Below are 12480 nucleotides of genomic sequence, written 5' to 3' on the forward strand. Positions count from 1 at the left end.
CGACGGCCTCCATGGTCCGCGGACCTGCGGTCGAGCAGGGTGGAGGTACGACGGCACAGCCCCGGCAGCGGGGCTGACGGGACGAGGAGAACGGACGACGCCGATGGCCACGGAGTACGGACAGGGCTACGGGCACGGGCTCGGTCACCCCGAGCGCGGCCTCCCCGAGCACGGCGGCGAGCGACGGCACCGGCTGCCGGCCGGGCTGCGGGCGCCGTTCGAGGCACGCAGCTGGCGCGAGTTCGGTTATGTGCTGCTGAGCCTGCCGATCAGCATCCTGCTGTTCGTGTACGCCATCACCATGGTGTCGCTGGGCGCGGGCCTGCTGGTGACGTTCCTCGGCATCCCGGTGCTGGCGGCGGGACTCGCCGGCTGCCGGGGCTTCGGGGCGCTGGAGCGGGCACGCGCGCGTGCGTTGCTGGGGCTGGAGGTGGCCGACCCGGAGCCGCTGCGGATGCGCCGGCGCGGCTTCATGGCGTGGATCGGCGCCGTACTGAAGAGCGGGACATCGTGGCGGAGCGCGCTGTACGCGGTGCTGCACTTCCCGTGGGCGGTCTTCTCCTTCGTCGTCGCCGTGAACGTCTGGGCGTACGGCTGGGCCCTGCTGACGTATCCGCTGTGGTTCTGGGTGTTCCCGGTGTGGGCCGGCCAGGACGGCCTTCAGCTGTACGGCGACGAGACCCACCACATCTATCTCGACAACCCCTTCGAGATCACGGTCACCGCGCTGGTCGGACTGCTGTTCACGCTGGCCACGCCGTGGATCCTGCGGGCGCTGACGATGGTGGACCGGCTGATGGTGCACGGCCTGCTCGGGCCGTCGCGGCTCGCCACGCGCGTGGTGGAACTGGAGTCGGACCGCGGTGTCGTCGTCGATACGGCCGCCGCCGACCTGCGACGCATCGAACGCGACCTGCACGACGGTGCCCAGGCCCGTCTGGTGGCACTGGCCATGGATCTCGGCCTCGCGAAGGAGAAGCTGACGGAGGACCCGCAGGCGGCGGCGCGGATGGTCGACGAGGCGCACGGCGAGGTAAAGACGGCGCTGCAGGAGCTGCGGGACCTGGCGCGCGGTATCCATCCGGCGGTCCTGACCGACCGCGGTCTGGACGCGGCCCTGTCGGCGGTGGCCTCGCGGTGCACGGTGCCGGTGGAGGTCCAGGTGGATCTGGAGGAGCGGCCGGTGCCGGCGATCGAGGGGATCGCCTACTTCACGGTCTCGGAGCTGCTCCAGAACATCAGCAAGCACGCACGGGCCACCTGGGCGGCCGTCGACGTGTGGCGGGTGGAGAACCGGCTGATGTTGCAGGTCGTGGACAACGGGATCGGTGGCGCAGGCACCTCCGGTGGCTCGGGGCTGGCGGGGCTGGCCGAGCGGTTGGACGCGGTGGACGGGATTCTGGTGGTCGATTCGCCGGTCGGCGGGCCCACCCGGGTGACGGCGGAGCTGCCCTGGCGGACCGTGTAGTTCGGGTGTGCCGTTCGGCCCCTGGGAGTCGGCTCCCTGAGCTTCGCGCCACTGAGCTCCGGGCCACTGAGCTCCGGGCCACTGCGATTCAGGCACTGAGATTTCGAATCACTGAGATGGGAATCCGGCTCCGGTCTGCCCGGGGCCGCACTCCCGTCTGTTCGCCCGTGCTCCCTGAGCCCTGCCTCTGTTTCGCCGGCATTCCCGAGCCCTGCGTGTGTTCACACGCAGTCCCTGAGCATTTCGTGAGCACGCGCCCCCGGATTCACCCCCTTCGCACACCCATGCGATCCGAACTGCCGCGGGCAGGTTATCCACAGGCCCGGTGCGGAAGAGCCGATCGCGGGATACTGAGGTCGCGAGGGACGACAGGGCCGGGGCACGCTCGGCCGAATGCCGAGGCACGGGGGGCCGGGGATCGTGGAGGACAGGGTGCGGGTGGTCATCGCCGAGGACTCGGTGCTGCTCAGGGAGGGGCTGACCCGGCTGTTGACCGACCGTGGACATGAGGTCGTGGCGGGGGTCGGAGACGGCGACGCGCTGATCAAGACCATCACGGGACTGGACGGCCAGGGCGAGCTGCCGGACGTGGTGGTGGCGGACGTGAGAATGCCGCCGACGCACACCGACGAAGGCGTACGGGCGGCCGTACAGCTGCGCAAGTCGCACCCCGGACTGGGGGTACTGGTGCTGTCGCAGTACGTGGAGGAGCGGTACGCCACGGAGCTGCTGGCCGGTTCCAGCCGCGGAGTCGGCTATCTGCTCAAGGACCGGGTGGCCGAGGTCCGGGAGTTCGTGGACGCGGTCGTGCGGGTGGCACGAGGGGGTACGGCCCTGGACCCGGAGGTCGTCGCCCAGCTGCTGGGCCGCAGCCGTAAGCAGGACGTGCTCGCGGGGCTCACGCCGCGTGAGCGGGAGGTCCTGGGGCTCATGGCGGAGGGGCGGACCAACTCGGCGATCGCCCGGCAGCTGGTGGTGAGCGACGGAGCGGTCGAGAAGCACGTCAGCAACATCTTTCTGAAGCTCGGGCTGTCGCAGAGCGACGGGGATCACCGTCGTGTTCTGGCGGTCCTCACCTATCTGAACTCCTGACGATCTGACACCGTGTCAGAAAACCTGGGTCCGGAGAGATCGGAGCCTAGAACCAAAGAACGAACGGGGAGCGTCTTCAAAGAAGCGCCGGGGGGCGCGTAAATCATGACAAGTCCGGGTGGCGAACCAGCTCAAATCCATGTCCGTCATGCGAATGGCCCAGGGAGGGCGACCTTTGCGGACGTAGGGTTGATCCTGGGAAGGCTTGCGGGAAGGCCATGCCCAGACAGCCGCCTCGAGGGAGGTCCAGTTCAGTGACCAGCCAGGTCAGTAGCCCAGCGGAGCAGGCCGACGAAGCCGTCGTGGGAGAGCAGCGCAAACCGGCAGGGACGAAGGACGTCCGCCGGCTGGACCGGGTGATCATTCGTTTCGCGGGGGACTCGGGCGACGGTATGCAACTCACCGGCGACCGCTTCACCTCGGAAACGGCGTCCTTCGGCAACGACCTGTCGACGTTGCCGAACTTCCCGGCCGAGATCCGCGCCCCCGCCGGCACCCTGCCGGGCGTGTCCTCCTTTCAGCTGCACTTCGCCGACCACGACATCCTCACTCCGGGCGACGCGCCGAACGTGCTGGTCGCGATGAATCCGGCGGCCCTGAAGGCCAACATCGGCGATCTGCCGCGCGGCGCGGAGATCATCGTCAACACGGACGAGTTCACCAAACGGGCGATGCAGAAGGTGGGCTATGACTCCTCGCCGCTGGAGGACGGCTCACTCGACGGGTACAGCCTCCATCCGGTGCCGCTGACGACCCTGACGGTCGAGGCGCTGAAGGAGTTCGACCTCACCCGCAAGGAGGCCGAGCGCAGCAAGAACATGTTCGCCCTGGGCCTGCTGAGCTGGATGTACCACCGCCCGACCGAGGGCACCGAGAAGTTCCTGACCTCGAAGTTCGCCAAGAAACCGGAGATCGCGGCCGCCAACATCGCCGCCTTCCGCGCGGGCTGGAACTTCGGCGAGACGACCGAGGACTTCGCCGTCTCGTACGAGATCGCCCCGGCGACGACAGCCTTCCCGGTCGGCACCTACCGCAACATCTCCGGGAACCTCGCCCTGTCCTACGGACTGGTCGCCGCGTCCCGCCAGGCGGACCTGCCCCTGTATCTGGGCTCGTATCCGATCACCCCGGCCTCGGACATCCTGCACGAGCTGAGCAAGCACAAGAACTTCGGCGTACGGACCTTCCAGGCCGAGGACGAGATCGCCGGCATCGGCGCGGCGCTCGGGGCGGCCTTCGGCGGCTCGCTCGCGGTGACCACGACGTCCGGCCCCGGTGTGGCGCTGAAGTCGGAGTCCATCGGGCTGGCCGTGTCGCTGGAGCTGCCGCTGCTGGTGATCGACATCCAGCGGGGCGGGCCCTCGACGGGCCTGCCGACCAAGACGGAGCAGGCGGACCTGCTGCAGGCCATGTTCGGCCGCAACGGCGAGGCACCGGTGCCGATCGTCGCCCCGTGCACACCGGCGGACTGCTTCGACGCGGCCCTGGAGGCGGCCCGGATCGCGCTGACGTACCGGACGCCGGTGATGCTGCTGTCGGACGGCTATCTGGCCAACGGCTCGGAGCCCTGGCGGATCCCGGAGCTGGACGAGCTGCCGGATCTGACCGTGCAGTTCGCGCAGGGTCCGAACCACACCCTGGAGGACGGCAGCGAGGTCTTCTGGCCGTACAAGCGCGACCCGCAGACCCTCGCCCGCCCGTGGGCGATCCCGGGTACGCCGGGCCTGGAGCACCGGATCGGCGGCATCGAGAAGGAGGACGGCACGGGCAACATCTCGTACGCCCCGGCCAACCACGACTTCATGGTCCGCACCCGGCAGGCCAAGATCGACGGCATCGAGGTGCCCGACCTGGTGGTCGACGACCCGCACGAGGCGAAGACGCTGGTGCTGGGCTGGGGATCGACATACGGCCCGATCACGGCCGCGGTCCGCCGTCTGCGCAACGCCGGCGAGTCGATCGCACAGGCGCATCTGCGCCATCTGAACCCGTTCCCGCGCAACCTGGGCGTGGTACTCGGAAGCTACGAGAAGGTGGTGATCCCCGAGATGAACCTCGGCCAGCTCGCCACCCTGGTCCGGGCGAAGTACCTGGTGGACGCCCACTCGTACAACCAGGTCAACGGCATGCCGTTCAAGGCGGAACAGCTCGCCAAGGCGCTCAAGGAGGCCATCGATGGCTGAGACGTCCACGGAAGGCACGGGCACGATCGAGGCACTCTCGCTCGTCCCCAAGGCCGAGGCCCGCCAGTCCATGAAGGACTTCAAGTCCGATCAGGAAGTGCGCTGGTGCCCCGGCTGCGGTGACTACGCGATCCTCGCCGCGGTCCAGGGCTTCATGCCAGAGCTGGGCCTGGCCAAGGAGAACATCGTCTTCGTCTCGGGCATCGGCTGTTCGTCCCGCTTCCCGTACTACATGAACACGTACGGCATGCACTCCATCCACGGCCGCGCCCCCGCCATCGCGACGGGCCTGGCCAGCTCGCGGCGGGACCTGAGCGTGTGGGTGGTGACGGGTGATGGTGACGCGCTGTCGATCGGCGGCAACCATCTGATCCACGCCCTGCGGCGCAATGTCAACCTCAAGATCCTGCTCTTCAACAACCGGATCTATGGCCTGACGAAGGGCCAGTACTCGCCCACCTCCGAGGTCGGCAAGATCACCAAGTCGACGCCGATGGGTTCGCTGGACGCGCCCTTCAACCCGGTGTCCCTCGCCATCGGCGCGGAGGCGTCCTTCGTGGCGCGCACGGTGGACTCGGACCGCAAGCACCTCACCCAGGTGCTGCGCGAGGCGGCGGCCCACCGGGGTACGGCGCTGATCGAGATCTACCAGAACTGCAACATCTTCAACGACGGCGCCTTCGAGGTCCTCAAGGACAGGCAGCAGGCGGAGGAGGCGGTGATCCGGCTGGAGCACGGGCAGCCGATCCGCTTCGGCACGGACGGAGCGCGCGGGGTCGTCCGGGACGCGCAGACCGGTGACCTGAAGGTCGTCACCGTGACCCCGGAGAACGAGTCGCAGATCCTGGTCCACGACGCCCACTCCGCGTCCCCGACGACGGCCTTCGCCCTGTCCCGCCTGGCCGACCCGGACACCCTGCACCACACCCCGATCGGTGTGTTCCGCTCGGTGGAACGTCCGGTGTACGACACCCAGATGGCCGACCAGCTGGACACCGCGATCGAGCAGCACGGCAAGGGGGATCTGGCCGCGCTGCTGGCGGGCGGGGACACCTGGACCGTGGTGGGCTGACCGGCGGGTTCGAACGCGATCGAGGGTCCGGTGCCGTGCGGCACCGGACCCTCACCTGCGGATACGCGGGTCATCTGCGGACAGGCCGGGCCCTCACCTTCAGGTGCACCGGGCCCTCACCTTCGGGTACGGGAGTCGGCCTTGCGCGCGTCGTACGCGTCCCGGGCCTCCTCCACCTCCCCCATCCGCTCGCTGGTCCACAGCGCCAGCGCGCGCACCTGTGCGGCCGCCTCGCGACCCAGGTCGGTCAGTGAGTAGTCGACCCTCGGGGGGATCACCGGCTTCGCGTCGCGATGGACCAGGCCGTCGCGTTCCAGGGTCTGGAGGGTCTGCGTGAGCATCTTCTCGCTGACGCGGCCGATCGCGCGGCGCAGCTCGCTGAAGCGGTAGGGGCGTTCCAGGAGTTCGATCAGGACGAGGACGCCCCAGCGGCTGGTGACGTGCTCCAGGACCAGTCGGTAGGGGCACATCTCCTCACCGATGTCGTACTTGCCCGTCGCCGAACTCGGCGACGCTTTCGGCGTCTCGCCCGCCACTGCGCTTACGGCCATGCCAGTACCTTACTTCAAAGTGGGTACTTTCACAGAGTTAGCGCACCCCTTAGGGTTAGCAACAGCACCGACCAACCCCACAAGGAGTTCTGATCATGAGCATCGTCGTCACCGGAGCCACCGGACATCTGGGCCGCCATGTCGTGGAGCAGCTGCTGGAGAAGGTTCCGGCCGACCAGATCACCGCCGTCGTCCGCACCCCCGAGAAGGTCGCCGACCTCGCCGATCGCGGCGTGAAGATCGCCACCGCCGACTACAACGCCCCCGAGACGTTCGACGGACTGTTCGCGGCCGGCGACAAGGTGCTGCTCATATCCGGCAACGAGTTCGACAAGGGGCGCGTCGGCCAGCACCAGGTCGTCATCAACGCCGCCAAGGCCGCCGACGTGGCCCTGCTCGCCTACACCAGCGCCCCCGGCAGCCTCACGGCCTCCCTCGCCGACGACCACCGGGGCACCGAGAAGGCCCTGCTGGAGTCCGGCCTGTCGTACGCGCTGCTGCGCAACGGCTGGTACCACGAGAACTACACCGAGAACCTCGCCCCGGTCCTGGAGTACAACGCGGTCACCCACGCCGCCGGCGAGGGTCGCGTCTCCTCCGCCTCCCGCGCCGACTACGCGGCCGCCGCCGTCGCCGTACTGACCGGCGAGGGGCACGAGAACAAGACGTACGAGCTGGGTGGCGACGTCGCCTGGAACTTCACCGAGTACGCCGCCGAGCTGAGCCGGCAGACCGGCAAGGAGATCGCCAACAACGCCGTCTCCGCCGAGGCCTTCGCCGGCATCCTGACCGGCTCCGGGCTGCCCGAGCCGTTCGCCGCGATCCTCGCCGGCGTGGACACCTCCGTCGAGAAGGGCGAGCTGGTCGTCGACAGCGGGGACCTGTCCCGCCTGGCCGGCCGTCCGACCACTCCGCTCTCCGAGGCGATCGCCGCCGCACTCAAGGGCTGACACCCTTCGCGCCCGGGACGCCCCCGCGCGTCATGACCGTATGGCGATACGGGCATGACACGCGGGGGCTTTCGGCGTTACCTTCGTGCAGGCCGCCATGCGGGTGCGGCCGGGTGAGCGCGCGAAGGAGGGGCCGTGAGCGGGAAGTCGCAGGGGGATCGGCGCACAGGACTGCTGAACGGCTTCGCGGCGTACGGGATGTGGGGGCTCGTCCCCCTCTTCTGGCCCCTGCTGAAACCCGCCGGGGCGGTCGAGATCCTCGCCCACCGGATGGCCTGGTCCCTCGTCTTCGTGGCGGTGGCGCTGGCCTTCGTACGGCGCTGGGCCTGGGCGGGTGAGCTGATACGGCAGCCGCGGAGGCTGGCGCTCGTCACCGTCGCCGCGGCCGTGATCACCGTCAACTGGGGCGTCTACATCTGGTCCGTGAACACGGGCCATGTGGTGGAGGCCTCGCTCGGCTACTTCATCAATCCGCTCGTCACCATCGCGATGGGCGTCCTGCTGCTGAAGGAACGGCTGCGGCCGGTGCAGTGGGCGGCGGTCGGTGTCGGCTTCGCGGCCGTGATCGTGCTGACCGTCGGGTACGGCCGACCGCCGTGGATCTCCCTCACCCTCGCCTTCTCCTTCGCCACGTACGGCTTGGTCAAGAAGAAGGTCAACCTCGGCGGCGTCGAGTCGCTGGCCGCGGAGACCGCGATCCAGTTCCTGCCCGCCGTGGGGTATCTGGTGTGGCTGTCGACGCAAGGGGAGTCGACGTTCGCGTCGCAGGGGCCAGGCCATATGGTGCTCCTCGCGGCCACCGGCGTCGTCACCGCCCTGCCGCTCGTCTGCTTCGGCGCTGCCGCCATACGGGTGCCGCTGTCGACGCTGGGGCTGCTCCAGTACCTGGCGCCGGTCTTCCAGTTCCTGCTCGGCGTCCTGTACTTCCACGAGGCGATGCCGGCCGAGCGGTGGGCCGGGTTCGCGCTGGTGTGGCTGGCGTTGACACTGCTCACGGCCGATGCGTGGCGCACCGCGCGGCGGAGCAGGGTGGCCGGGTTCAGCGTGCCCAAGGTGGAGAAGCCGGCGTCCGCCGCGGTGGACGCCTGACCCTCGGGCGCCGGCAATCACAAGCCGTCGGCACTCAAGTCGCCCGGCACTCGCAAGCCGCCGGCACTCTGGTCACCCGGCACTCGCAAGCCGCCGGCACTCTGGTCACCCGGCACTCGCAAGCCGTCGGCACCAAGGCCGCCGGCACCCGGACCGCCGACACTCACGAGCCCCTGACACTCGTGCTGCCGCTTGAGCGTGCGACCGGCGATTCCCATTGCAGCCCGGTCACGCACCGCATATGAGTGGTCGCATGACACAGGCACCGGTACCCACTCCCGCCCCCCTCCACTGGAAGCTCGTCATCGATTCCGCCGACCCGCAGTCCCAGGCCGACTTCTGGGCCGCCGCGCTGCGTTACGAGGTCGAGGACAACAACGCCCTCATCGAGCGGCTCCTGGAGCTCGGCGTGCTGCCGCGCGAGCAGGTCGTCGAGTTCCACGCACGTCTCGCCTTCCGGGACCTGGTGGCCGTACGGCATCCGGACGATCCGTATGACAAGGACAGCGGCACCGGGCGGGGGCGGCGACTGCTGTTTCAGCGGGTGCCGGAGGCGAAGACCGTCAAGAACCGGCTCCATCTCGATCTGCACGCGGTGGCCGGAGAACGCGAGGCCGAGGTCGAGCGGCTGCGAGGACTGGGAGCGAGTGTGCTGCGACACGTGAAGGAGCCGGGCGGGGAGTGGGCGGTGCTGGCGGATCCGGAGGGCAACGAGTTCTGCGTGCAGTGAGGAACGCGGGAATGCAGGGTTTTCCCTATGCGAACTCCCAGTCCGGATACCGCTCTTGACGGAGAGTCAGGCGCGCCCTGACCATCCAGGCACCCCATTCACTGAGGAATCCCTGTGATTCCCAAGGAATCCGGAGCCCCCCACATGAAGCCCTCCGTCTCCTGGCGCGCGTCGGCGGCCGCCGCAGTGGCGACCGCCACGCTTCTGACCAGCGGATCCATAGCGGGCGCGGCACCCAAGGCCGATATCGAGGCGGCCGCCGCGCCCGACATACCCGTGGCCAACGTGAAGGCCCACCTCACCCAGCTCCAGTCCATCGCGACCGCCAACGGCGGCAACCGCGCCCACGGCCGGCCCGGCTACAAGGCGTCCCTCGACTACGTGAAGGCCAAGCTGGACGCCGCCGGATACACGACGGCCATCCAGCAGTTCACGTCCTCCGGCCGCACCGGCTACAACCTGATCGCCGACTGGCCCGGCGGCGACGCCAACCAGGTCGTCATGGCCGGCTCGCACCTCGACAGCGTCTCGTCAGGTGCCGGTATCAACGACAACGGCTCCGGCTCGGCGGCGGTCCTGGAGACCGCGCTCGCCGTGTCGCGAGCCGGGTACCAGCCCACCAAGCATCTGCGGTTCGCCTGGTGGGGCGCGGAGGAGCTGGGCCTCGTCGGCTCCCGCTACTACGTCAACAACCTGTCCGCCACCAACCGCGCGAAGATCAGCGGCTATCTGAACTTCGACATGATCGGCTCGCCGAACGCGGGCTACTTCGTCTACGACGACGACCCCGCCATCGAGAAGACCTTCAAGGACTACTACGCCGGCCTCGGCGTCGCGACCGAGATCGAGACCGAGGGCGACGGCCGCTCCGACCACGCGCCGTTCAAGAGCGCGGGCGTACCGGTGGGCGGGCTGTTCTCGGGAGCGAGCCGCACGAAGACCGCGGCGCAGGCGACCAAGTGGGGCGGTACGTCGGGGCAGTCCTTCGACCGCTGCTACCACTCGTCCTGCGACACGACGTCCAACATCAACGACACCGCCCTGAACCGCAACAGCGACGCTGTCGCCCACGCGGTGTGGGAGCTGTCGGAGTAGGACACCGGACCCACCGCCCACCGCCCACCGGCCTTCTCGACCGGTGGGCGTTTCGACCGACGGTCGTTTCAACCGGGTGTTTCAACCGGGCGTTTCAACCGGTGGGCGGTTCGGCCGACTTGGCGGCGCGGGCGGCGAGTCGGTCCATGCGGGCTCGGGCCGACTCCAGCTCCTCGACGTCCTCGGCGGCCGGGCCGCTCTCGTCCGCCATGAGCTCGGTCCACAGGCCGAGCAGATCCCGGCCCATCGCCAGCCCCAGGGCCGGGTCGCGTACCGCCCGCCACGCCGTGGCCGCGCCATGAAGGCTGCAGTACGCCGCCTCCGCGTCCCGGGTGCGGTGGTGGGTGCGGGCCACGTCGAGGGAGAGGCCGAAGGCCCGCTCCGGGTCGCCGGCCAGGTAGGCGATGTACGCGGCGAGTTCACGCATTCGGAGTACCTCGGAGTGCTCCAGTCCCAGCACCGCCGACGCCTGCGCCACGGTCCGCTCCGCGAGCTCCGTCGCCTCCGCCGTCCGCCCCTCCTTCACGGCCTCGTTGATCTGCGCCAGCTGCCCGGCGAAGGGCGAGGCGTCGGCCGTCGCGGTCGTCGGCGCGTCCCCGAGGACGGCTTCGGCCACGGCGTCGAAGCCGCGGGGCGGGGTGGGTTCGGGGTCCGGATCGAGGTCGCGGGCGGAGGAGGAGACGAGGAGAGGGGCGGGGGCCGGGTCGGTCGGCGGTACGGCCGTCTGCGATACGGCGGGCAGCGCAACGTCGGCTCGCGGTACGGCACCCTGCGACGCGTCCGTCGGCTCCGGCCTCGCGCCCATGGACGGCGGCGGGCCGAACTCCCCCAGCGGCGGCGCGACCGTGCCCGGTACGGCGTCCTGCACCGGCTCGGACACCGGCTCGGGCAAGGCGCGCAGCTGGAACGTGGACGAGGAGTCCTGCGCCGGGCCGGGCAGCGGGCGCAGGGCACGCGTGGGCATGTCTTGATACGGGGCCGGATCCGGCGGGAGCGGGAAGGGCGGAGCGGGTGGCGCGGGCGGTTCCGCGGGCGGCCGTACGGCGTCCCCCGAGGCTCCCATCGTGCCCGGCACTGCCACTGTTCCCGGCGCACCTGGCACACCCGGTGCAGGCGGCACACCCGGCTCCGCCGGCGGAGCCGTCCGTACCGGCTCGGCGGTGAGCTGACTGGATCCGTCCTGCGCCACCCGCAGCGGGACGACGTAACCGATGCGCTCGTCGTGGATCGTGGCGTGCACGGGGTGCCCGCTGGCGACGGCGATGCGCTGGAGGTGGGTCAGGACGGCCTGCTGGACCTCCTCACCGGGAGCCGCGGTGACGGGCACGCCTCCGATCGACGCGCCGCCCGCGCCCGGACCGGCGGCGGGGACGCGCACGTCGATCGGCGCGGCCACGGGGGCCGCAGCGGCCGCGGCGCGTTTCTGTTCCCGCTTCTTCGCGCGGCTCAGTAGAGACATCGCTTCCCTCACTCGCATGCGTCGGGAGTTCGCGGCCGACGCGTTCGGGTCCCATGGTGCCCCCTCCCGGCGTCGCGTTCCGCTTCCCCGGCGTCAACATCCGGTAGTACAGATCGGACACGTCGTACACGTACTGTCGAGTCTCTCCGGCCGCGCGCGGCGCGGGCGTCACCGGGACGTCACAGACTCGTTCCAGGAGCTTGTGCCACGTCACAGCGTTCTCATGCCTGGCGCGAAGATCCAGGGCGTGACGAGGGAGGAGTGCGGGCATGCGGACAGACGTGCAGGTGCGGCAGGGGCGGCCCGAACCGGGGCCGGAGATCTGGCTACGAGGGCCGGTCGCCCTGCCCGAGGAGCCCGCCCTCTCCCCTGCCGCCGTCACACCCCGGCGCTTCTCCTGGGTCGGCGTGCACGGCGGGGCGGGTGTCTCCACCCTCGCCACGGTCTACGGCGGTCATGACTGCGGTCGCGCCTGGCCGGGGCCCTCCGATCCGCGGTCGGTGCTGCTCGTGGCCCGTACGCATGCGGCCGGGCTGGCCGCCGCTCTGGGTGCCCTTGAGGTCTTTCGGCGCGGGGAGGCTCCGCACGGGCTCGATCTCGATGCCGTCGTCCTGGTCGCGGACGCGCCGGGGAAGCTTCCGCGGCCGCTCGCCGAGCGCGTCAAGGTGATCGAGTCGGTCATCGACGTGTACCGGGTGCCTTGGGTCCCCTCCTGGCGGCTCGGCGAGCTGGGCGGGCAGCCGCCACGGAAAGCCGGGGCGCTGGCTCGCCTGACGGGACACTCCCGCTGA

At 70.1% G+C, this 12480-nt stretch carries 11 protein-coding genes; 9 read left to right on the plus strand and 2 right to left on the minus strand.

Annotation, left to right across the window (positions count from 1 at the left end; translation table 11 throughout):
- Nucleotides 1-103 precede the first annotated feature (103 nt).
- The 4 genes from ACFU95_RS01640 to ACFU95_RS01655 all read left to right on the plus strand — a co-directional run bounded on the left by ACFU95_RS01640 (nucleotide 104) and on the right by ACFU95_RS01655 (nucleotide 5815).
- Nucleotides 104-1468: a sensor histidine kinase gene (locus ACFU95_RS01640; protein WP_383820135.1), complete on the plus strand. Its 1365-nt coding sequence runs from the start codon at nucleotides 104-106 to the stop codon at nucleotides 1466-1468.
- A gap of 393 nt (nucleotides 1469-1861) precedes the next feature.
- Nucleotides 1862-2560, plus strand: coding sequence for a LuxR C-terminal-related transcriptional regulator (locus ACFU95_RS01645; RefSeq protein ID WP_383820138.1), 699 nt, complete (start codon nucleotides 1862-1864; stop codon nucleotides 2558-2560).
- Between the two features lie 254 nt (nucleotides 2561-2814).
- Complete coding sequence (locus ACFU95_RS01650) at nucleotides 2815-4743, plus strand: 2-oxoacid:acceptor oxidoreductase subunit alpha (protein WP_383820142.1); 1929 nt, start codon at nucleotides 2815-2817, stop codon at nucleotides 4741-4743.
- Nucleotides 4736-5815, plus strand: a complete 1080-nt coding sequence (locus ACFU95_RS01655; RefSeq protein ID WP_383820145.1) for a 2-oxoacid:ferredoxin oxidoreductase subunit beta — start codon at nucleotides 4736-4738, stop codon at nucleotides 5813-5815. Before ACFU95_RS01650 ends, ACFU95_RS01655 begins: the two co-directional genes overlap by 8 nt.
- Nucleotides 5816-5931: 116 nt before the next feature.
- On the opposite strand, the gene ACFU95_RS01660 is transcribed toward ACFU95_RS01655, so the two are convergent.
- Complete coding sequence (locus ACFU95_RS01660) at nucleotides 5932-6366, minus strand: winged helix-turn-helix transcriptional regulator (protein WP_383820147.1); 435 nt, start codon at nucleotides 6364-6366, stop codon at nucleotides 5932-5934.
- A gap of 95 nt (nucleotides 6367-6461) precedes the next feature.
- On the opposite strand from ACFU95_RS01660, the gene ACFU95_RS01665 reads away from it, so the two are divergent.
- The 4 genes from ACFU95_RS01665 (at nucleotide 6462) to ACFU95_RS01680 (ending at nucleotide 10230) form a co-directional block, all read left to right on the plus strand.
- A complete protein-coding gene (locus ACFU95_RS01665) occupies nucleotides 6462-7316 on the plus strand; it encodes an SDR family oxidoreductase (protein WP_383820150.1) in 855 nt (284 codons plus the stop codon).
- A gap of 135 nt (nucleotides 7317-7451) precedes the next feature.
- Nucleotides 7452-8405, plus strand: coding sequence for an EamA family transporter RarD (gene rarD / locus ACFU95_RS01670; RefSeq protein ID WP_383820153.1), 954 nt, complete (start codon nucleotides 7452-7454; stop codon nucleotides 8403-8405).
- Nucleotides 8406-8658: 253 nt separating this feature from the next.
- Nucleotides 8659-9135: a VOC family protein gene (locus tag ACFU95_RS01675; RefSeq protein WP_383820156.1), complete on the plus strand. Its 477-nt coding sequence runs from the start codon at nucleotides 8659-8661 to the stop codon at nucleotides 9133-9135.
- A gap of 144 nt (nucleotides 9136-9279) precedes the next feature.
- Nucleotides 9280-10230: a M28 family metallopeptidase gene (locus ACFU95_RS01680; protein WP_383820158.1), complete on the plus strand. Its 951-nt coding sequence runs from the start codon at nucleotides 9280-9282 to the stop codon at nucleotides 10228-10230.
- A gap of 94 nt (nucleotides 10231-10324) precedes the next feature.
- Here ACFU95_RS01680 and ACFU95_RS01685 read toward each other — a convergent pair whose 3' ends face one another.
- Nucleotides 10325-11689, minus strand: coding sequence for a tetratricopeptide repeat protein (locus ACFU95_RS01685; protein ID WP_383820161.1), 1365 nt, complete (start codon nucleotides 11687-11689; stop codon nucleotides 10325-10327).
- 269 nt (nucleotides 11690-11958) lie between these two features.
- Here ACFU95_RS01685 and ACFU95_RS01690 point away from each other — a divergent pair, with 269 nt between their 5' ends.
- Nucleotides 11959-12480: a DUF6668 family protein gene (locus tag ACFU95_RS01690; protein ID WP_383820164.1), complete on the plus strand. Its 522-nt coding sequence runs from the start codon at nucleotides 11959-11961 to the stop codon at nucleotides 12478-12480.

This window comes from Streptomyces sp. NPDC057623 (assembly GCF_042800355.1).
In the GTDB taxonomy this organism is placed as follows: domain Bacteria; phylum Actinomycetota; class Actinomycetes; order Streptomycetales; family Streptomycetaceae; genus Streptomyces.

What these genes read in the sequence shown, in the direction of transcription:
- ACFU95_RS01640 (WP_383820135.1), top strand. Translation starts at nt 104, where the DNA reads ATGGCCACGGAGTACGGACAGGGCTACGGGCACGGGCTCGGTCACCCC.
- ACFU95_RS01660 (WP_383820147.1), bottom strand. Translation starts at nt 6,366, where the DNA reads ATGGCCGTAAGCGCAGTGGCGGGCGAGACGCCGAAAGCGTCGCCGAGT.
- ACFU95_RS01685 (WP_383820161.1), bottom strand. Translation starts at nt 11,689, where the DNA reads ATGTCTCTACTGAGCCGCGCGAAGAAGCGGGAACAGAAACGCGCCGCG.
- ACFU95_RS01645 (WP_383820138.1), top strand. Translation starts at nt 1,862, where the DNA reads ATGCCGAGGCACGGGGGGCCGGGGATCGTGGAGGACAGGGTGCGGGTG.
- ACFU95_RS01675 (WP_383820156.1), top strand. Translation starts at nt 8,659, where the DNA reads ATGACACAGGCACCGGTACCCACTCCCGCCCCCCTCCACTGGAAGCTC.
- ACFU95_RS01665 (WP_383820150.1), top strand. Translation starts at nt 6,462, where the DNA reads ATGAGCATCGTCGTCACCGGAGCCACCGGACATCTGGGCCGCCATGTC.
- ACFU95_RS01680 (WP_383820158.1), top strand. Translation starts at nt 9,280, where the DNA reads ATGAAGCCCTCCGTCTCCTGGCGCGCGTCGGCGGCCGCCGCAGTGGCG.
- ACFU95_RS01690 (WP_383820164.1), top strand. Translation starts at nt 11,959, where the DNA reads ATGCGGACAGACGTGCAGGTGCGGCAGGGGCGGCCCGAACCGGGGCCG.
- ACFU95_RS01655 (WP_383820145.1), top strand. Translation starts at nt 4,736, where the DNA reads ATGGCTGAGACGTCCACGGAAGGCACGGGCACGATCGAGGCACTCTCG.